This is a genomic window from Lysobacter sp. Root983 (assembly GCF_001429345.1).
Classification (GTDB): Bacteria; Pseudomonadota; Gammaproteobacteria; order Xanthomonadales; family Xanthomonadaceae; genus Lysobacter.
The window spans coordinates 737,932-757,631 of record NZ_LMJO01000001.1; the positions used below are offsets into that span (position 1 = coordinate 737,932).

General features: G+C 68.1%; 15 protein-coding genes. 6 read left to right on the top strand and 9 right to left on the bottom strand.

Going from position 1 to position 19,700, the window contains the following annotated elements; translation table 11 throughout:
• Positions 1-304 precede the first annotated feature (304 nt).
• From dnaB to ASE43_RS03250, 7 genes are all read right to left on the bottom strand, one after another.
• Positions 305-3,205: a replicative DNA helicase gene (gene dnaB, locus ASE43_RS03220; RefSeq protein WP_082607069.1), complete on the bottom strand. Its 2,901-nt coding sequence runs from the start codon at positions 3,203-3,205 to the stop codon at positions 305-307.
• 331 nt (positions 3,206-3,536) lie between these two features.
• Positions 3,537-3,989, bottom strand: a complete 453-nt coding sequence (gene rplI / locus ASE43_RS03225; protein WP_056175089.1) for a 50S ribosomal protein L9 — start codon at positions 3,987-3,989, stop codon at positions 3,537-3,539.
• A gap of 166 nt (positions 3,990-4,155) precedes the next feature.
• Entirely contained in the window at positions 4,156-4,386 is a 231-nt protein-coding gene (rpsR, locus tag ASE43_RS03230; RefSeq protein WP_055899483.1) for a 30S ribosomal protein S18, read from the bottom strand.
• 12 nt (positions 4,387-4,398) lie between these two features.
• Positions 4,399-4,827: a 30S ribosomal protein S6 gene (gene rpsF / locus ASE43_RS03235; protein WP_056175092.1), complete on the bottom strand. Its 429-nt coding sequence runs from the start codon at positions 4,825-4,827 to the stop codon at positions 4,399-4,401.
• 347 nt (positions 4,828-5,174) lie between these two features.
• On the bottom strand, positions 5,175-8,285 hold the full coding sequence (locus ASE43_RS03240; protein WP_056175095.1) for an efflux RND transporter permease subunit: 3,111 nt from the start codon (positions 8,283-8,285) through the stop codon (positions 5,175-5,177).
• A gap of 10 nt (positions 8,286-8,295) precedes the next feature.
• A complete protein-coding gene (locus ASE43_RS03245) occupies positions 8,296-11,799 on the bottom strand; it encodes an efflux RND transporter permease subunit (RefSeq protein WP_057159452.1) in 3,504 nt (1,167 codons plus the stop codon).
• Between the two features lie 15 nt (positions 11,800-11,814).
• A complete protein-coding gene (locus ASE43_RS03250) occupies positions 11,815-12,942 on the bottom strand; it encodes an efflux RND transporter periplasmic adaptor subunit (RefSeq protein WP_057159453.1) in 1,128 nt (375 codons plus the stop codon).
• Positions 12,943-13,262: 320 nt separating this feature from the next.
• Here ASE43_RS03250 and ASE43_RS03255 point away from each other — a divergent pair, with 320 nt between their 5' ends.
• Positions 13,263-13,667 (top strand): cytochrome c, encoded by a 405-nt coding sequence (locus ASE43_RS03255; RefSeq protein WP_056176647.1) that lies wholly within the window; start codon positions 13,263-13,265, stop codon positions 13,665-13,667.
• Positions 13,668-13,678: 11 nt separating this feature from the next.
• A complete protein-coding gene (locus tag ASE43_RS03260) occupies positions 13,679-14,113 on the top strand; it encodes a c-type cytochrome (protein WP_056175104.1) in 435 nt (144 codons plus the stop codon).
• Between the two features lie 142 nt (positions 14,114-14,255).
• Here ASE43_RS03260 and ASE43_RS03265 read toward each other — a convergent pair whose 3' ends face one another.
• Together ASE43_RS03265 and ASE43_RS03270 are read right to left on the bottom strand one after the other, a co-directional pair.
• Positions 14,256-15,950 (bottom strand): hypothetical protein, encoded by a 1,695-nt coding sequence (locus ASE43_RS03265; protein ID WP_057159454.1) that lies wholly within the window; start codon positions 15,948-15,950, stop codon positions 14,256-14,258.
• 19 nt (positions 15,951-15,969) lie between these two features.
• Complete coding sequence (locus ASE43_RS03270; protein WP_056175108.1) at positions 15,970-16,566, bottom strand: NfuA family Fe-S biogenesis protein; 597 nt, start codon at positions 16,564-16,566, stop codon at positions 15,970-15,972.
• A 129-nt stretch (positions 16,567-16,695) separates the two neighbouring features.
• On the opposite strand from ASE43_RS03270, the gene ASE43_RS03275 reads away from it, so the two are divergent.
• The 4 genes from ASE43_RS03275 to ASE43_RS03290 all read left to right on the top strand — a co-directional run bounded on the left by ASE43_RS03275 (position 16,696) and on the right by ASE43_RS03290 (position 19,270).
• Positions 16,696-17,037: a 4a-hydroxytetrahydrobiopterin dehydratase gene (locus ASE43_RS03275; RefSeq protein ID WP_056175111.1), complete on the top strand. Its 342-nt coding sequence runs from the start codon at positions 16,696-16,698 to the stop codon at positions 17,035-17,037.
• 8 nt (positions 17,038-17,045) lie between these two features.
• The gene (locus ASE43_RS03280; RefSeq protein ID WP_057159856.1) at positions 17,046-17,477 is read left to right on the top strand and encodes an energy transducer TonB; all 432 of its coding nucleotides are present in this window, start codon (positions 17,046-17,048) and stop codon (positions 17,475-17,477) included.
• A gap of 106 nt (positions 17,478-17,583) precedes the next feature.
• Complete coding sequence (locus ASE43_RS03285) at positions 17,584-18,324, top strand: energy transducer TonB (protein WP_057159455.1); 741 nt, start codon at positions 17,584-17,586, stop codon at positions 18,322-18,324.
• 166 nt (positions 18,325-18,490) lie between these two features.
• Positions 18,491-19,270: an energy transducer TonB gene (locus ASE43_RS03290; RefSeq protein ID WP_057159456.1), complete on the top strand. Its 780-nt coding sequence runs from the start codon at positions 18,491-18,493 to the stop codon at positions 19,268-19,270.
• Positions 19,271-19,700: the final 430 nt, after the last annotated feature.

The window sequence follows — 19,700 nt, forward strand, 5'->3', positions numbered from 1 at the left end:
GTGGGGGCCACGGCCAACATGCGCCGCGCGTCGTCACGGCCGCGTCAAGCGCGGCATCGTGTCTGCGCGACAGTCTGGTCCTTTCAGTCTGAACCGTCGCCGGCGCGCGCGCTGCCACGTCGATCACATCCGCCGCTAGCACGACGAACGGCGGCGCGCATGGCCGCCCACGTCGAGCGCCTCGCTCCGGGCCGGGCTAGGCGCGACGACCTTGCCGCCCCCTGCCCTGCCCTCATGGACCGCGACCGACGCGGCCGCGCTGGGGCGCGAGGCCGGGCTGCCTTGCGCGCCCCGGCCAGGTCGCTTACTCGAACGACCCCACCGAGTCGTGCGCGAGGTTGTCGAAACGGGTGTACTCGCCGAAGAACTTGAGCTTGAGCGAGCCGGTCGGGCCGGAACGCTGCTTGCCGATGATGACCTCGGCCAGGCCCTTGTCCGGCGAGGTTTCCTTGTTGTAGTAATCGTCGCGGTAGATGAAGACGATCACGTCGGCGTCCTGCTCGATGGCGCCGGACTCGCGCAGGTCGGCCATCACTGGGCGCTTGTCGGCGCGCTGTTCCAGCGAGCGGTTGAGCTGCGACAGCGCGATCACCGGCAGGTTGAGTTCCTTGGCCAGGTGCTTGAGCGAGCGCGAGATCTCGGAGATTTCGGTGGCGCGGTTCTCGCTGTTGCCGGGCACCGACATCAGCTGCAGGTAGTCGATCACGATCAGGCCCAGGTCGTGCTCGCGCTTGAGGCGGCGCGACTTGGCGCGCAGCACGTCCGGCGACAGGCCCGGGGTGTCGTCGATGAAGATCTTGGCCTCGCGCAGCTGACGGATCGCGCTGGTCACGCGGCTCCAGTCCTCGTCCTCGAGCTGGCCCGAGCGCAGGCGCTGGGCGTTGACGCGACCCACCGAGGAGATCAGGCGCAAAGCGAGCTGGCTGGCCGACATTTCCATCGAGAACACCGCCACCGCCTTCTTGCTGCGGAAGGCGGCGTACTCGGCCATGTTCAGGGCCAGGGTGGTGTTGTGCACGCACACATCGTTGGCGATGAAGTTATGCGTATCGGGAATGGTGAGGTCGTAGACCTGCTTCTCGCCCAGAGGGACGATCGACACGATCCGGTCCCAGTAGACGTCGCTCGACGCCAGCGCGCGCAATGTCGGGTCGCCCAGCGCGAGGGCGAACTTCGCCAGGTGGGCGCGGCTCATCGCGCGCTTGCCTGGATGCGGGTTCGAATCCGCCACGCCGGCACGCCGCGCCAGTTCGGCCCAACTCAGCTCGCCCTTGCAGTCTTCGATCCGCTGCCACACGGCCGCCGGCACCAGATCGCGATTGACCTTGGGCGGATGCGCGTCCAGCGCCGCTAGCACGCGCGCTATGGCCGGTTCCTTGCCGAACATGCCGATACGCTCGCAGAACAGGCGCAACGATGCGTTATGCGTGATATCCAGTTGCCAGCTCGAGCGCCGGGTGTCGCGGTAGCGCACCCAGCGATGACGAATCGCCGCGATCACGCCGAAGCGCAGCAACACATGCTGCAACTGCCGAACCAGGCGTTCGCTGACGCTCGCATAGCCGATCTGGGCCTGCCCCGCGCGGGTAACCGTGGCCCAGCCGTCGGTAGCGAACAGGCGATTCACGAAAGTCGCCAAGGATTCGGCGTCCAGTCTGAACACCGCCTCGGGAATGAACTTTCCGGCGGAGCCCTGGCCGAGCAGCCCCAACCCGGACAGCCACTGCGCGAGCGGATTACGCTGGTTGTGCCTGGCCGAGGCGATCCCTTCGGGCGCGAGCGTCTCGGGACGCAGCTCGAGCACTTGGCACAGCCGCTCGAAAACCGCTGCGGCAGGCACGGTACGCCCATGCCGCCAATGGCTCAGCGACGCGGGCGAGACGCCGAGCTGTCTGGCGACCGCGTTCTGGCTCAAACCGCGACCGGCGAGCGCGTGCTGCAGTGCGGCCGAGAAACCGCGGCGCTGCGCCGCGACCTCGCCCGCGTCGGCGATCACCGCCATGCTCGGGGCGAAGCCGGCGCGTTTTTCGGTCTGCCTGACCACGACCCCGCCGAACTCCCGCGAGGCCGCGGTGAAGTCCTCGACGATGCGGGGGTTCGAGTTGGTGAAACGCGGCGTGGCGCCGGTGAGCCCACCGTCGCCGATCAGATACCCCAATAGCCTGAGTTCGCAATCGCGCCAGCGCTCGCTGCCGAACACCGGCAGGCTGCGAGGCACCGCGATGCTGTCGCCCTCGGCCAGCTCGTGCAGCGGCTTCCAGCCTTCCACCGTCAGATAGGGGTGGCTCAAGGTGGTTTCGATGCGTCGACCCAGCGCAGTCGTGACCTCGAACACCGGTTTGAGGCCATCGTCGACGTAGTCGCTGGGCACCTGCCGCGACAAGCGAAAATCGTCGCCCAAGGTAGCGACCGCTGCGCCGCGGTGGCCGTCGAACAAGCGCTCGATGCTGACCACGCTGCCGTCGTCGAGCACGATTTCGGAATCGTGGGCGACGCACTTACCCATGGCCGGACGCGCGGCGATGATCAGCAGGTCGGTGTTCTGCAGGCCCGCGGTCATCTCGTCGAATTCGGTGTAGCCGGTCGGCAGGCCGGTCACGCTGCCGCCGTTGGCGTAGCGCGTCTGCAGCACGTCGAAGGCTTCCGACAGCGCCTTGTTGACCGGGGTGAAATCGGTGCGGCCGCGCGCGCCGGCTTCGGCGATCGCGAACACCTCTTGCTCGGCCTTGGCCAGGATCTCGCCGCTGTCGCGGCCGTCGGGCTGGAAGCCGTCGTTGACGATGCCGGTACCGACCTCGATCAGCTGGCGCAGCACCGCCTTATCGCGCACGATCTCGGCGTAGGCGGCGATGTTGGCCGCCGAGGGCGTGGTGCTGGCCAGTTCGATCAGATAGGCGCCGCCGGCGACCTGCTCGGACAGGCCCATCGAGTCGAACCATTCGCCCAGGGTCACGGCGTCGAAGGGACGGTTCTTCTCGGCCAGCTCGCGGATCGCGCGGTAGATCAGCTGGTGGTCGCGGCGGTAGAAGTCTTCCTCGACCAGTTGGTCGGCGACGCGGTCGTAGGCGTCGGGCGCCAGCATCAGGCCGCCCAGCACGGCCTGTTCGGCCTCGACCGACTGCGGCGGCACGCGCAACTGATCGATGCGCTGCTCGGCGCGCGTTTCGTAACGTTTCTCGCCGCGGGACCCCGGACGTAGGCTCATGGATGTGCTGGTCCCCTGGGACGTGCGGTCTTGCTGAGGGAGGTGGCCGCGACCTGGGTCTCGCCGTCACGCCCGACTGGCGCGAGGCGTGGGTCGGTACGGTCGGACGAAAGCTGGCCGGGCTGCTGAGGCATCGTAGTCGCCGCCGTAGGTCGGGGCCACGGATAAGTCTGTGGATATCACGTGGATAGCGCACAGGCTTCAGCATCCGGGGCGCGGTCTCACGGGCTGAGACTGCGGCCTACCTTCCATCGGCGGGCGGCGACGGCGGCGCAAAAACGAAAGGCGCCTCGCGGCGCCTTTCGTCGTCATCGCCTACGCGACGATCGGATCAGGCGGCTTCGCCTTCGATCACGACCTTGACGGTGACTTCGACGTCCGCGTGCAGGTGCAGCAGGATGTCGTATTCGCCGGTGCGACGCAGCGGGCCTTCGCCCATGATCACTTCCGACTTCTCGACCGGGTGGCCGTGCTTGGTCAGGGCCTCGGCGATATCGCGCGGGGTGACCGAACCGTACAGCTTGCCTTCGGTGGAGGCGTTGGCGTGGATCGTCACCGAGACGTCCTCGAGCTTGGCCTTGCGGCCTTCGGCGCCGTCGAGCAGCGACTTGGCCTTGGCCTCGTAGTCGGCGCGCTTGGCTTCGAACTCGGCCAGGTTGGCGGCGGTGGCCGGCACGGCCTTGCCCTGCGGGACCAGGAAGTTGCGGCCGTAGCCCGGCTTCACGTTGACCTTGTCGCCGAGGTTGCCCAGGTTGGTGACTTTCTGCAGAAGGATCAGTTGCATGGTGGTGCTCCGTATTCGTTAGCGGGCCTGTAGGTCCGCAGCAGAGGACGCTGTCCGAAAAGGCTTTGTGTGGGTTCGGGCGCTGTCGCGGCCCTCACCCCTGCCCTCTCCCGCCAGCGGGAGAGGGGGACAAAGGGTTCGCCCGCAAGCGGGCGAACGTCTTTACTTACGCGTTGTGATTGTCGGTGTACGGGATCAGCGCGAGGAAACGGGCGCGCTTGACGGCCGTCGACAGCTGGCGCTGGTACTTCGACTTGGTACCGGTCACGCGGCTCGGCACGATCTTGCCGGTCTCGGTGAGGTACTGACGCAGGGTGTTGAGATCCTTGTAGTCGATCTCTTTTACGCCTTCGGCGGTGAACTTGCAGAACTTGCGGCGGCGGAAGAACTTGGACATGAGTGCGATCCCTTAGGCGGCTTCGGCGTTGTCTTCGGCGCTGTCGGCGGTGCCGACTGCGTTGTCGCTGTCGTCGTCACGACGACGGCGCTCGCCGCGCTCGGGCTTGTCGCCCTTCTCGTCCTTGAACTTCATGATCAGGGACTGTTCGGTGTCGGCCTCGTCGCGCTTCATGACCAGGTGACGCAGCACCGCGTCGTTGAAACGGAAGCCGTCGACCAGCTCGTTGAGCACGGTCTGGGTGACTTCGATGTTGAGCAGGACGTAGTGGGCCTTGACCAGGTTCTCGATCGGGTAGGCCAGCTGACGGCGGCCCCAATCCTCGAGACGGTGGATCTTGCCTTCGCCGGCTTCGATCAGCGACTTGTAGCGCTCGATCATGGCCGGGACCTGCTCGCTCTGGTCCGGGTGGACCAGGAACACGACTTCGTAATGACGCATCGTTGTTTCCTTGTGGGTGTCGGCCCGAAAACCGGGCCGGTGTAGCCCCCCGCCACCGGGCGAGGAATCGCCGGGCGCGGTAGGGCAAGGGTCCTGCGACGGCACGGGGCCTCGCGGGAGCCGGAAATTATGGCAGGGTCAAGGGCTTAGGTGCAAATCGGGGGTTGGGGAGGCGCCGGTTGGGGCCGAATTCGGGCGGGGGCGTCGGTTTGGGTCCGGATCCGGCTGGGGGCAGCCTGCGCGGGCCCTCGCGGGGGCGCGGTCGCGGCTTGCGCCGCTCCTACCCCGGGGGCGGCAGGCGCCACCCTGCCCCGGGTCCGCCGTTGGGGCGGACCCGGGATCGGGGCTCACTCGGCGTGCAGGGCCGCGACTGACGCGGCCGGCAGCGCCGGGTCGCCCGATTTGCCGCGCGCGCGGCGGACCGCGCGGGCGCTGCCGTTACGCAGGTCGTCGAGGATGGCGTAGATGGTCGGCAGGAACAGCAGGCTGACCAGGGTCGAGAACGCCAGGCCGCCGGCGATCGCGCGCGCCATCGGGTAGTAGGCCGGCATGTCGTTGCTGCCGCTGGTCGACAGCGCGATCGGCACCATCGCCAGGATCGCCGTGCCCATGGTCATCAGGATCGGCCGCAGGCGTTCGCGGCTGCCCTCGACCAGGGCCTCGGTGCGCGACAGGCCGCGCCGGCGCAGGTTGTTGATGTGCTCGATCATGACGATGCCGTTGTTCACCACCACGCCCATCAGCACCAGGATGCCGATGAAGGACATGATGCCGAAGGTGGTGCCGGTGAGCCAGAACAGCCAGAACACGCCGAACACCGAGAACAGCACGCCGCTCATGATCGCCGCCGGGAACAGCAGGGATTCGAACACCGCCGCCATCACCACGTAGATCATGATCAGGGCCAGGACCAGGTTGAACACCATCTGCCCCATCGCGTCGTCCTCGTCCTCGAACGCGCCGCCCTCGAAGGAGTAGCTGTAGCCGGCCGGGAACGACACCGACTTGAGGGTGTCCTCCATCGCCTTGCGCGCATCCGGCATGGTGGCCTTGTCGGCCAGGTTGGCCTGGATGGTCAGGGTGGTCTGGCGGTTGGCGCGGCGGATCTCGGTCGCGGCCGGACGCACGCTGACGTCGACCATGCTCAGCAGCGGCACGGTGCGGCCGTCAGGCGCGCGCACGGTGAACGAGGCGATGTCCTCGACGCCGTAGTTCTCGGCGCCGGCGAAACGCACCCACACCGGCACTTCGGTCTCGCCGCGACGGAACTCGCGCAGCGGCGCGCCGCGCAGGGCCAGGCCGACGAAGCGCGAGACTTCCTGGGCGCTGAAGCCGAACGAGGCAGCGCGCTCGCGGTCCACCCGCACCGCCAGCTCGCTGTTCTGATCGCCGGCATCGACACGCACGTCGCGCAGTTCCTTGCGCTTGGCCAGGATCGGCACGATGTCCTTGGCCACCTCGGCCAGGGTCTGGGTCGAATCGCCGACCAGTTGCACCTGCACGTTCTTACCGGGCTGGCCGCCACCGCCACCGGGACCGCCCTGGTCGCCGATGCCGATGTCGGCGCGCGCCGACTTCGGCAGCGCCTTGCTGATCGCGTCCACCAGCGGCTTGGTCGCGCTGGCCTCCTTGGTGTCGAAGGTGATGCGGGTGCCCGCGCCGCCGACTTCGCTGTAGTAGGAGTAGACCTGGGTGATGTGGTAACGCTTGCGGTTGGCGTCGAGGAATTTCTCGACCCGCAGCACTTCCTCCGACATCTGTTCCTTGGTGTAGCTGCCCTTCCATTGGTAGAAGACGTTGACTTCGCCGCCTTCGTCGCCGCCGAACATGTCGAACTTGGTCATCTTCATCGGGATCACGCTGACCGCGACGATCAGCACGATGCCCAGCACGCTCCAGCCGCGATGGGCCAGGGTCCAGCGCAGGAAACGCGCGTAGCGGGTCTGCAGACGCGGGATCAGGCCGGTGGTGTTGTTGACCGTGGGCGGGGTCTTCAGACGCGCCGAGATCATCGGGATCAGGCTGACCGCGACCAGCCACGACGCCAGCAGCGACACCGAGATCGTGATCGCGATCTGGGCCATGTAGATGCTGAGGAAGTTGCGCTCGCCGAACAGGTTGGGCAGGAACACGATGCAATGGCACAGGGTGCCCGCCGTCAGCGCGATGGCGACGTGGCGGGTGCCCAGGATCGAGGCCAGCCGCGGCTGCCCGGGCATCTTCTCGCGTTCCTGGTAGATGCTCTCCACCACCACCACGGCGTTGTCGACCAGCATGCCGACCGCCAGCAGCAGGCCCATCATCGACAAAATGTTGAGGGTGACTCCGGCGAAGTACATGAAGCCCAAGGTCATCACGAAACAGATCGGGATGGCCAGGGTCACCATCAGCGTCGACGGCCAGTGGCGCAGGAAGAAGAACAGCACCGCGATCGACAGCACCAGGCCGATGCCGCCGGCCTCGGCCAGGTCCAGCAGCGAGGTGGTGACGTTTTCGCCCTGGTTCTCGATGATCTTGATCTGCACGCCGCGCAGCGAGGGCTCCTTGCGGATGTCCTCGACCTCCTGCAGCGCCAGCCGCGATACCTCGACCAGGTTGGCGTTGCGCTCTTTGAAGACGTCCAGGCCGACCGCCGGGCGGCCGTCGAGGCGACGGCCATAGTCCATGCGCGCCGGCTTCATGCGCACGTCGGCGATATCGCCCAGGCGAGTGCCGTTGCCGCCGATCACCAGGTCGCGCAGCTGTTGCAGGTCGGTGACCTCGCCCACCGGCTGCACGCGCAGGCGCTGGCCGCCGTCGTCGATCTGCCCGGCCGAGACCGAGAAGTTCACCGCCTGCAGGCGCGTGGTCAGGTCGTTGAGGCTGAGGTTGTGCGCGTTCAGGCGGTCGGGCTGGATCGCGATCTCGACTTCGTTCGGCGGCGCGCCGGAGACCTCGACCCGGGCAACGCCGGGCAGACGCTCGATGCGGCGTTTGAACTCGCGATCGATCAGGTCGTAGGCGCCGGTCAGGTCGATGTCGCCGGCCAGACGCACGCGCAGCACCGGCTGGTCGGTGGTCGAGAACTTGAGCACGAAGTAGCGCTGCAAGTCGTCCGGCAGATCGGAGCGGATCGCGTCGATGCGCTCGCGCGCCTCCGACGCGGCGATCGCGACATCGCGGTCCCAGTTGGAGAACTGGATGAAGATGTTGGCGCCGTCCGAACGCGCGCTGGCATCCATGCGCTTGATGCCCGTCATGGTCGACAGCGATTCCTCGACCGGACGCAACACCGTGCGCTCGACCTCTTCCGGGGTCGAGCCGGTGTACGGCATCTGCACGAAGATGAAGGGCGGCGAGACCTCCGGGAACGCTTCCAGGGGCAGCCTGATCGCGGCGATCAGGCCGATCACGAACAGCGACACGAACAGCATGACCGTGGTGACGGGACGCTTGATGCTGAGCTCGGCGATGCTCATCGTGCGCTCCTCAAGCCTGGCCCGGACCGGTCGGATCGACCAGCGGCGTTTGATCGTCCTCGATCAGCTCGGCCGCGGCGCGCTCCTCGCGACGGGCGCGGCGCGCGCGTTCGCGGTAGTGCTCGTCGGAGCGGCGGTCGAGCAGGTCGTACACCACCGGGATCACTATCAGGGTCAGAAGGGTCGACACCAGCAGGCCGCCGATCACCGTGATCGCCATCGGCGAACGCACTTCGGCGCCCTGCCCCGTGGCGAGCGCCAGCGGCAGAAAGCCGAACAAGGTGCACAGCGTGGTCATGATGATCGGGCGCAGACGCGAACGCGCGCCTTCGACCAGGGCATCGCGCTTGGCCACGCCCTGCTCGCGCAGCTGGTTGACCTTGTCGATCAGGATGATGGCGTTCTTCACCACCAGGCCGACCAGCAGGATCAGGCCGATGAACACCACCACCGACACCGCCGAGTTGCTGATCAGCAGCGCCAGCACCGCGCCGACCAGGGCCAGCGGGATGGTGAACAGGATCACGAACGGATGCAGCAGCGACTCGAACTGCGAGGCCATCACCAGGTAGACCAGGAAGATCGCCAGGCCGAACGCGAACAGCAGCGAGTTGATCGATTGCTGCAGTTCCTCGCCCTGACCGCCGATGTGCATGCGCACGTCCGGCAGCGGATTGTCGGCGACCATCTTCTGCACCTCGGCCACGGCGCCGCCGAGGTCGATATCGCGCAGGTTGGCCGAAACGATCGCCACGCGCACCTGATCGGCGCGGTGGATTTCGCTGGGACCGGTGGTGGAGATCACGTCGGCGACCGAGTCCAGGGTCACGGGGCGGTTGCTGCCCGGATTGACGATCAGACGGCGGATGCTTTCGACCGAGGCGCGGTCGGCTTCGCGCGCCCGCACCAGCACGTCGATCTTGCGATCGCGGAAGCTGTAGCGGGTGGCGACGTCGCCGCGCACCTTCTTGACCACCACGTCGGCGATCTGGCGCGTGGTCAGGCCGAGCGCACCGGCGCGTTCCTGATCGAAGCGGATCTGGATCTCGGGGAAGCCCTGCTCCACCGTCGATTTGACGTCGGCGTAGTGCGGGTTCTCGCGCAGCATCGCGGCCACGCGCTGACCGGCGCGCTGGATGGTCGCCATGTCCTGCCCGCGCAACTCGATTTCCAAGGGCGTGGAGAACGAGAACAGCGCCGGACGGCTGAAATTGACCTGGGCGCTGGGATGGGCACGCATGGTCTGGCGCAGACGTTCGGTCTCGGCGGCTTCGATCTGCTTGCTGCCGCCGTCGGTCATGACGATGCTGAGCTTGCCGATGTTCTCGCCGCTCTCGGTCGGGTTGGCGTCCAGACGCGTACCGGCGCCGCTGACGCCGAACACGGTGGCGATGCCCGGGTCCTTGGCATGCTTGCCCTGCAGCTCGCGCACCAAGGCGTCGGTGTCGCGCAGCGGCGTGCCTGGCGGCAGCTTGACCGTCATTTCGAAACGGTCCTGGGCCAGCTGCGGGATCAGGTCGGCGCCCAGCATCGGCACCGCCAGCAGGGTCAGCGCGAACGCGGCGGCGGCCGCGCCCAGCACCAGCCAGGGCCGGCGCATCGCGCTGGGCAGCAGACGCATATAGCCAGCCTCGGCGCGACTGTACGGCCACATCGCGAGGTCGCTGGCCTTGCGCATGATCGGGCCGACCACGGCGACGATGCCGCGCCAGAGCCGCACGAAGAACCAGGCGATGCCGAAGAACACGCCGCGGCCGGCCACGCCCAGGCCGTGGCTGGTGGCGGCCAGCGGCTTCTGGAACTTGGAATCGGGCGTCCAGCGCGGATGCGGCGCCTCCTCCGGGAACGCCATCGGCGAGCGGCCCTTGAGCGCGCTCAGCATCGGGATCAGGGTCATCGACACGATCAGCGAGATGCCGATCGCCAGGGCCACGGTCAGGGCCTGGTCGCGGAACAGCTGGCCGGCGATGCCTTCGACGAACACCAGCGGCAGGAACACCGCGATGGTGGTCAGGGTCGAGGCGACCACGGCCATGCTGACTTCGCGGGTGCCGGTAACGGCGGCGTCGAGGATGCCCAGCCCGCGTTCTCGCGCCTTGGCGATGCTTTCCAGCACCACGATCGAGTCGTCCACCACCAGGCCGGTGGCCAGCGCCAGGCCGCCCAGCGACATCACGTTGAGGCTCAGCCCCAGGCGGTCCATGAAGAAGAAAGTGGTGACGATCGAGACCGGCAGCGACAGGCCGACCACGAAGGTGCTCCAGCCGTCGCGCAGGAACAGGAAGATGATCAGGATCGCCAGCGCCGCGCCGATGATGCCGTCCTTCTTCACCTCGTAGATCGACTCGCGAATGAACTTCGACTGGTCGTCGATGGTGGTCAGTTCGACGTCGGGCGGGATCTGCGCCTTGAGCTGCTCCAGGCGGGCCTGGATCGCGTCGGCGGTGGCGACGGTGTTGGCGTCGCCTTCCTTATAGATGGCCAGCTCGACCGCTTCCTTGCCGCCCATGCGGATGATCGCTTCGCGCTCCTTGTAGCCCTGACGGACCTCGGCGATGTCCTTCAGGCGCACCGGCATGCCGCCGGCCACGGAGGAGCCGGAACCGGAGTTGGCGCTCTGCACCGAAGCCGCCGCGGCCATCGCCGCCGCATCGCCGCTGGAGGCCGCGATCGCCGCCATCTGCGCGGCCGCGTCGGCGGCCGCGTTGCCGCCGCCGCTCTGGGTGGTGACCAGCATCTCGCGCATTTCCGGCACGCTGGCGAACTGGTTGACGGTACGCACCAGATAACGCTGCGAACCCTCTTCCAGACGGCCGCCGGAGATATTGATGTTCTCCTGCTGCAGGCGCTGGATCACGGTGTCGATCGGCAGGTTCAGCTGGGCCAGCTTCTGCTGGTCGATATCGACCTGGATCTCGTCCTCCAGACCACCGCCGACCTTGACCGCGGCGACGCCGTCGACCGGTTCCAACTTCTTCTTGAGGTCGTCGTCGGCGTAGCGGCGCAGCGCGGTGAGCTGGCGGGTCGAATCGCCGTCGGTCTTGGCCGACAGGGCGAGGCGCAATATCGGCTCGGTCGAGGGATTGAAGCGCAGCAGCACCGGGGCCTTGGCCTCCAGCGGCAGCTGCAGCACTTCCATCTTGTCGCGCACCTCCAGGCTGGCCTGGTCCATGTCGGTGCCCCAGGCGAACTCGAGCACGACGTCGCTCTGGCCGGTACGCGAGACCGACTTGAGCTTGCGCAGGCCCTTAACCACGCCCACGGCCTCTTCGACCGGCTCGGAGATCAGGGTTTCGATTTCCGATGGCGCCGCACCGGTGTACTCGGTGCGCACGGTCAGGGTCGGATAGCTCAGGTCGGGCAGCAGGTTGACCTTGAGGGCGCGCAGCGCGATCACGCCGAACAGCAGGAAGGTGATGGTCACCATCGCCACGGTGACCCGGCGGCGTGTGGAGAATTCGACCAAATTGAAGGAGCCGCCCTCGTGGGCGTGGTTCTTGGAAGCCGGGGTCACGGTGCGTCTCCGCCCTTACTGCTTCGGCTTATCGGATTTCTCGGCGGACGCGACCTGCTTGGGCGCGTTCTTGCCGATCAACTGCACCAGGGTGCCGTCGCGCAGCGCGGTCTTGCCCGCCACCACGACCTGATCGCCCTGCTTGATGCCGGCGCGCACCTCGGCCCATTCGCCGTCCAGGTAGCCCAGCTTGATCGGTACGCGCGCGGCCCTGGCGTTGCGGATCACGAACACCGCCGGATCGCCCTCGTCTTCGAGCAATGCGATGCGCGGCACCACCAGGGCGTCGGCGCGGTTGTCGTAGTCGATGCGGACGCGGCCGAACATGCCCGGCTGCAGGGTGTCGCCGCCGGCGAAGGTGCAGACCACGCGGAAGGTGCCGCTGCCCGAGTCCACCACCGGGGCGACGCGATCGACCGTGCCCTGGAAGATCTTGCCCGGCAGCGCGTCGACCGCCAGCTGTACCGGCAGGCCGGCCTTGAGGGTGGCCAGCTCGCGCTCGGGGACATTGAGCGTGGCTTCCAGGCGCGAGGTGTCGACGATGCGGAAGATCGGAGTGTTGATCTGGACGAAGTTGCCGGTCTTGATCGAACGCGAGGCGATCACGCCCGAGATAGGCGCCTGCACGTTGGCGTAGGACAGTTCGAGATTGGCCAGACGGTTGGCGGCGCGCGCGTTTTCCAGGTCGTAGCGCAGTTGGTCGTTGTCGTTGGCGCTGAGCAGGCGCTGCTCGGCCAATTGCTTGGAACGGGCGAAGTTGGCCTCCAGCTTGCGCATCTGCGCCGAGGTCTGGGCGGCCTGCAGTTCCGAACGCGCCGAGTCCAGGCGCACCAGGGTCTGGCCGGCGTGCACGATCTGGCCTTCCTCGGCCATCACGTTCAAGGCCACGCCCGAGGTCTTGGCGACCACCTGGGATTCGGCGCGCGCCTCCAGGGGGGCGGTGCCGGTGTAGCTGGCCGCGATCGCCCGGCGCGAGGCCAGGGCGACTTCGACCGGGACGGCGTCGGGCGCCTTCTGTTCCTTGGCCTGGGCCTCGCCGGCCCCGCCGCCGCCCTTGCAGGCCGTCAGGGCCAGGGCGCAGGACAGCGCCAGGAGAGCGACACGGGCGGCCCCGGCCTTACGGAATGTGGTGTTTTGACGCATTTCAGACGACCCCGATGGCTGAACTTGCTAGCTGGAACCGGCGCTTGTGCCGGTGTTGTATATAGGTATATCACCCACCTCCGAAACCGCATCCGCCGAAGGTCATGGTGACTGCCGCCATGCCCAGGGCGCGGCGACCGGCAAACAGGACAACGGGCGACGCGCGCCTCATCGGCACACCCTGTCTATGCGATGCATCGAGGGACGACTTCGTTGCATCCGCATCGCGGGCTATACTTGCGGACTTATGCGCGGTCGTGACCGTGCACAGCCAGCTACAACTCTTTCGCTAGCCATTCGAGATTGCGGATTACGACATGATGCGACCGCTGACGATCGCCGCCTGCTTTGCCCTGACCATCGCCGCCGCATTGGCCGCGAACGCCGAGGACAAGGCTCCGGCCGCCACTCCCGCCGCTCCGGCCGCGGCCACCGCCGCTCCGGCTCCCGCCGCCAAGGCGCCGGCCATCAAGGGCAACGCCGACACGGGTCGCCAGCTCACCTACACCTGCCAGGGCTGCCACGGCGTCACCGGCTACAAGAACGCCTATCCGAACTATCACGTGCCGAAGATCGTCGGCCAGTCGGAGGTGTACCTGACCACCGCGTTGACCGAATACAAGAAGGGCACCCGCAAGCATCCGACGATGCAGGCGCAGGCGCAGAGCTTCTCGGATCAGGACATCGCCGATATCGCCGCCTTCCTTTCGACCGCGAAGCAGTGAGCAGCCGCCCCATGACGACCAAGCACCTCGCCATCGCCCTGTTCGCCGCCCTCGCCGTGTCCGCCTGCTCGCAGGGCGACACCCCGGCCGAGCATTCCTCCGCCGACCGCGCCGAAGGCCACACCTCCTCCTCGTCCGGCCTGCCGGCCGGCCACATCGCCGCCGGCGAGAAGTTGGCCAGCACCAAGAGCGCGGCCACCGGCCAGTCCTGCGTGGACTGCCACGGCGCCGAAGGCAATGCCCCGATCGACGCCACCTACCCCATGCTCGGCGGCCAGTACCACGACTACATCGCGCACTCGCTGCAGATGTACCGCGATGGCGACCGCGAGAATTCGACGATGGCGAGCCAGGCCAAGCCCTTGACCGACCAGCAGATCGCCGACCTCGCCGCCTACTTCGGTTCGCGCGAAAGCAAGCTGCACGATCTGCATAACGTGCATTGATTCAGGCGCACGCGATAGCAAAAAGGCCCGCTTCGGCGGGCCTTTTTTTTGGAAATGAGAAGTGCGCAGTGAGCGACCAGCGCTCCTCGTTACTCACTTCTCACTTCTCACTCCTCACTACTCACTTCTCGCTCCTAAGCCCCTAGCCCCCAGGCTTCACGCTGCCATTGTCCTCCTGCAGGCCGGGCTTGAACGGAATGTCCGGCGGTGGGCGCGCGATCGCGGGCTGCTCGTTGAGGTTGGGGTCGTTGATGCTGCAGGCGCCGCCCAGGGCCAGCAGCGAGACGCCGCAGACGATGCTCTTGGTGGTGCCCGGGATCGGGATCGCGACTTCCTTGAAGCCCTTGCGCACCCACTCCTGCAACAGGGTCTCGTTGGGCCGCCAGTACTTGTCGAACGCGGTCGGCTCGTAATCGTTGGGCTTGCGCCGCAGCCAGGTGCCGGCGCGGTCGATGTTCTTGATTTCCTGAGTGATCGTGCCCGGCGGGAAGCCCGGCGAGGCCGAGCCCGGCTGCTCGCCCAGGCGCACGCTGCCGTCGCTGTTGAACAAGCCCGGCTTCTCGCCGCGCTGGCCGCCGGGGACGTTGCGCGTGGACTGGCCCCAGTCGTCGCCGCGCCGCGGCGTGGCGATGCCGCCCGGCGCCGGCGTCGGCTTGGGACCGGCGCCGCCGGCACTCGCGGCCGGACGCGTGCCGCTGGGGCTCGGCGTGCCGGCGGTGCTGGGCGCGGCGGTCGGCGCCGAACGCGTCGCCGCCGTCGAAGCGGGCGCGCTGGACGACGCCGACGACGACGCAGGCGCCGTCGCGGCCGCGCTCGCGGCGGCAGCGGCCGGCGCCGGAACATCGCGGGTGCGCACGTTCGGAGTGGCCGCGCGCAGCTGCGGCGCGGTCGCGGTCGGAGTCGGCAGTTCGCGTACCGGCGCGCGCTGCAGCGGCGCCGGCACTTCGCGCGCGGCGACCTCGGGCAGGCGCGCGCTCAGAGACGGCGCGGCGAGTTCGCGCTGCGGCAGGTCGCGCCGGATCGGCTGCACCGGCTCGGAGACGTCGGCCTGGCGTACTTGCTGGGTCGGCGACGACAGCTCCGGCACGACGATCGCGGTCTCGGTGCGGCGCTTGGTCGGCGGCAGGGTGAAGACGGTGGTTTCCGGCGGGCTGGGCACCGGCTCGCTCACCGCCACCGGCTGCTCCACCGTCGGCGGCGGCAACTGCGGCTCGGGCACGTCGCGCTGCGGGATATCGGGCGCGGCCGCTTCCAGGGTCGGCGTGGGCAGCGCCGGCGAGGCGATGCTGGCGGTCGCCGACGCGGCCGCATCGGCCGGCGCCGGCGCGGCCTGGGCCGCGGATTCCTGCGGTTGCTGGCTGGGCTGGTCGGGGCCGCCTCCGGGTTCCTCCGGCGTGCCCACGCCGATGTACTCGACCTGGACCACGGTCTCGCCCTCGGGCGGCGGCGCCGGCGTGCCCAGGAACTGCAGGTACATCAGCCACAGCAGCAGGCCGCCGAAGAACAAATGCCACAACAGCGTGACCACGACCGCGAACCAGTGCACGCCGCGGGTCTCGCGCTCCGGCGGCTGCCATTGCTGGCGCCACAGCGTCGCGAAGGCCTGCCAACGGTTGAGATCGCCGACCCGGCGCGGCGGCTGGGTCAGCGGCCGTTCCAGCAGTTGATCGACGATGGCGGCGGCGGGCGCGCCGGTCACCCGGCCGACGCGTTCGCCCATGGCGGCGAACCAGGTCGCCCAGCCGGGCGGAAACTCGCCGGGCTTGAGCGAATCGCGACGCACATTCAGACGCAGCCTGCGCTGCAGGGCTTCGATGAGTGCGGCGGCGGAATACATCTACGGCGCCGCGCCGGGCTCAGGCCGCGGATTCACGGCGGATATACGGAGCCTCGCCGGTCTCGTGGTCGGTGGCGTCGCGCACCGCGGTCACGCCGGGCACCTTGCTCATCAGGGTCTTCTCGATGCCCTGCTTGAGGGTGACGTCGGCCATACCGCAGCCGTGGCAACCGCCGCCGAAGCGCAGCAGCACCACGCCCTCGGCGGTCACTTCCTGCACCGACACGTGGCCGCGATGTTCGGCCAGCTGCGGATTGATCTCGTGCTCGACCAGCCAATGCACGCGCTCGACCAGCGAGGCCGAGTCGGTCGGCGCCTCGCCCTTGATCTTGGGCGCGCGGATCTGCAGCTGGCCGCCGGTGGCCATGGTTTCGTAGTCGATCTCGGCGCCGTCCAGGTACTTCACGCTGACCGCTTCCAGCCACAGGGTGAAGCCGTCGCAGTCGATCGCCCATTCGTCGCCGGCCAGGTCGCCGGGCTCGGCGAACTCCAGGCGCACGTCCGCGCGCGGCGTACCGGCATGCACCGCCGACAGCTTCACGCCCAGGCCAGGCAGCGCCTCGCGCTCGATCAGCTTGCGGAAATGGGTCTGCGCGGATTCGGAAATGTTGATCATGGGGCTATTCTAGCGGGGTCCGTGTCACGTGAAGACACACCCCGACGGCCGCGGCGGCCGCTGTTGCGAGTTCCATTCAGGCAAGCCCGAACGGACCCGCAGCCCAGCCCCGCAAGGAGCGCAAGTCCGATGAACGATCTGATCCCCCTCGCCCAGGCGCATTGCCTGGCCCGCCGCGGCAGCGAACACCGCCTCAGCGAGGCGCGCGTGCGCGAACTGCTGCCGGAAGTGCCGGGCTGGGAACTGGCCGAAGACGGTCACGCGCTGGTGCGCACCTTCCGCTTCGACGACTACTACCGCACCATGGCCTTCGTGAACGCGCTGGCCTTCATGGCCCATCGCGAGGACCACCACCCCGACCTGGGCGTGCATTACGACCGTTGCGTGGTGCGTTATTCCACTCACGACGTCGGCGGGCTCAGCGAGAACGATTTCATCTGCGCCGCCAAAGCCGACGCCCTCACCGGTTGACCGCCGCCATGACCAGCCCCGTTTCGTTCCCTTCCCTGCGCATCGTGGCCGCGACCTTGGCCCTGTGCGCGTCGCTCGCGGCCTGCAAGAAGCCGGCCGAGGAACCCATCATCCGCTCCACCGAGCCTCTCGCGGTGAGCACGCCGCCCCCCACCTACCCGATGGAACTAGGCTGCGAGGACATCGGCGGCACGGCCGTGCTCAAGGTCGTCATCGGGGTCGAGGGCAAGCCCACCGATATCCGCATCGTCCAGACCAGCAAGACCAAGCAGCTCGACGACGCCGCGGTCGCGGCGGTGCGCGGCTGGACCTTCCGCGCCGCCACCCGCGCCGGCAAGCCCACGCCGGTCTCGATCCAGGTGCCGGTGACCTTCGCCCCGCCGGCGGTGCGTCCGGAGTCGTGCTTCGTGTACGACGAGGAAAAGAAAAACAAGCTCTGAGCGAGGATTGCGCTGGGGTCTGAGGCCGTGCGGTTCGCGCGCGGCCTTTGTCTTGGCTCGTCTATTCGCATTCGCAGCATCACGAGCTCCGGGGAGCCGCGCCACCATGTCCGTTCGTCCGAATCGCCGCAGGCTGTGGCCACTCGCGCTGATCCTGTTGGCCGGCAGTGCGACCGCGCAAACCCCGGCCACATCCGCGTCACCTGCCCCGCCGGCATCGGTCGCGATCGATCCGAGCAAGCCGCAGCGCCCGCTCGCCGCGCGCTCGGCAGTGCAACCGCGCTATCCGCGCGATCAGGCCTGTTTGCGCATAGAGGGCACCGTCGGCTTGATCGTCACCGTCGGCGCCGACGACAGTGTGTCGGCGGTCGAGATCGAACGCAGCTCGGGCAGCGCCGAACTAGACCGCGCGGCGGTCGAGGGCGCGCGTCGCACGCGCTGGCAGGCCGAAATCGTGAACGGCGAAGCGGTCGCCTCCAGCCTGCCCCTGGCGGTGAAGTTCGTGTCGGACGATGAGCCGCGCGAGTACTGTCGGCGCGTCGAGATCACCCTGTTCGGCGACGACGGCGAGGACGTTATTCCCGCATCCGCGGAGCCGATCGAGATGCGGGTGGAATTGTTCGTGCCGGCCGCACTGGAAGCGCGGTTGCAATTGCGCCGCATCGGCGCGCCGTCGCAGAGCGAATCCCCGATCCACGAACAGCGCCGCAAGCTGGAGCGACCGGACAACGAGCGTCGCAGCTCGTTCGACGCAAGCGTGCCGCGGCCGCCCAGCCCGGGGCGCTACGCGCTGGACGTGTTGGTCGACGGCGAGCCGCGCGCGCACCACGAATTCGAAGTGCGCTGAGGCGTTCCGTGCGCGCGCCGGTGGCGCTGCCGCAAGCCGCGCACGGCCTGCCGCAAGACATCGGACGAGCGCGCGGCGAGCGCACGCGAATCGGCGATGATGGCGTCCGCGTCCGTCATGGCGGCGGCAGCGCATCCCACCGAGACCTGGGGAGGCCTCGTTTTACATGATCCGTACCCTTGCAAGCCGCGCCGCACCCCTATTCGCGCTGATCCTGTTGTCGTCGTATGCCGCGGTTCACGCGCAAACGCCGCCTCCGCCGCCTCCCTCGCCGCCGCCGGGCGGCTGGGACACACCGCCACGCGTGGTCGATCCGCGCCTGCGCCAGCGCGACGCCAAGATGAAGACCCCGATGCGGGTGCGCTACCCCGACGCCGAAGCCTGCATGCGCATCTCCGGCACTACCACTTTGGTCGTGACGATCGGGGCCGAAGGCGACGTGCTCGACGTCGGGATCGAACACAGCTCGCGCAACCGCAACCTCGACCGCGCCGCGTTTGCGGCCGCCCGCGAGACGCGCTGGACCCCGGAGATCTTCAACGGCCAGGCCACGCCGTCGCGGGCGCGCATTCCGGTCGATTTCGTGCTGCCCGAGGTCTCGTCCGAAAGCTGCCGGCGCGTGAGCGTGGCCCTGGTCGACGCGCAAGGCGCCGCGCAGCTCACCCCACCCCCGGTCGGCCAACCGCTGCGCGCGAAGATCGGCCTGTACGTACCCGCCAAGCTCGAGCTCAGGCTGGCGCTGCGCCGCGCCGACCCCAAGGCCAGCGACAACCCCGACCTGTATCCGGTGGTGCACGAAGAAAGCCGCAGCCTGGACCCCCCGGCGCGCGCCGAACTCAGCAACCTCGACTACGCCACGCCGCAGCCGCTGAGCGCGGGCCCCTACCTGTTCGAAGTCCGCGTCGACGGCGAACTGCGCAGCAGCACGGCGATCGAGGTGCGTTGAGGCGCGCGGCTATAGCCGACGCGAGCTTCGGCTCAGTCGCTTGGCTCTCGTAGGGTGCGGTGACAACCGCACCAGCTCGAACGGTCCAATCGCGACCCAGCCGCTAGATCGCGCAACCCTGCTTCGCTTGCAGCCCCTATTGCCGCCCTCGACGCCCCCAGCCTTCGCATCGGCTTACTTCCGACAGTGCGCCGGACCACAGATCCAAGTGCCCCCTGTCCTGGCTGGAGAACGTCGCCTCGACAAGAACATTGGTGTCGTTCAATGGTCCCGCTGAGCGTGGCCCACAACTCTCAAGATCGATCCAAACACCGTTCTTGTATAGCGCTAGCTCGAAGTCTTCACGGTGTGGGTAAAGCGCGTTGCCTTCGAACTCAAGGTGCAAGTAACCCTTGACGCGGACGCGCTTGCCATCGAATCGCTCCGGCGT

Coding starts and splice junctions, on each gene's coding strand:
- dnaB (WP_082607069.1), bottom strand. CDS start 3,205: ATGAGCCTACGTCCGGGGTCCCGCGGCGAGAAACGTTACGAAACGCGC.
- rplI (WP_056175089.1), bottom strand. CDS start 3,989: ATGCAACTGATCCTTCTGCAGAAAGTCACCAACCTGGGCAACCTCGGC.
- rpsR (WP_055899483.1), bottom strand. CDS start 4,386: ATGTCCAAGTTCTTCCGCCGCCGCAAGTTCTGCAAGTTCACCGCCGAA.
- rpsF (WP_056175092.1), bottom strand. CDS start 4,827: ATGCGTCATTACGAAGTCGTGTTCCTGGTCCACCCGGACCAGAGCGAG.
- ASE43_RS03240 (WP_056175095.1), bottom strand. CDS start 8,285: ATGAGCATCGCCGAGCTCAGCATCAAGCGTCCCGTCACCACGGTCATG.
- ASE43_RS03250 (WP_057159453.1), bottom strand. CDS start 12,942: ATGCGTCAAAACACCACATTCCGTAAGGCCGGGGCCGCCCGTGTCGCT.
- ASE43_RS03255 (WP_056176647.1), top strand. CDS start 13,263: ATGCGACCGCTGACGATCGCCGCCTGCTTTGCCCTGACCATCGCCGCC.
- ASE43_RS03260 (WP_056175104.1), top strand. CDS start 13,679: ATGACGACCAAGCACCTCGCCATCGCCCTGTTCGCCGCCCTCGCCGTG.
- ASE43_RS03265 (WP_057159454.1), bottom strand. CDS start 15,950: ATGTATTCCGCCGCCGCACTCATCGAAGCCCTGCAGCGCAGGCTGCGT.
- ASE43_RS03270 (WP_056175108.1), bottom strand. CDS start 16,566: ATGATCAACATTTCCGAATCCGCGCAGACCCATTTCCGCAAGCTGATC.
- ASE43_RS03275 (WP_056175111.1), top strand. CDS start 16,696: ATGAACGATCTGATCCCCCTCGCCCAGGCGCATTGCCTGGCCCGCCGC.
- ASE43_RS03280 (WP_057159856.1), top strand. CDS start 17,046: ATGACCAGCCCCGTTTCGTTCCCTTCCCTGCGCATCGTGGCCGCGACC.
- ASE43_RS03285 (WP_057159455.1), top strand. CDS start 17,584: ATGTCCGTTCGTCCGAATCGCCGCAGGCTGTGGCCACTCGCGCTGATC.
- ASE43_RS03290 (WP_057159456.1), top strand. CDS start 18,491: ATGATCCGTACCCTTGCAAGCCGCGCCGCACCCCTATTCGCGCTGATC.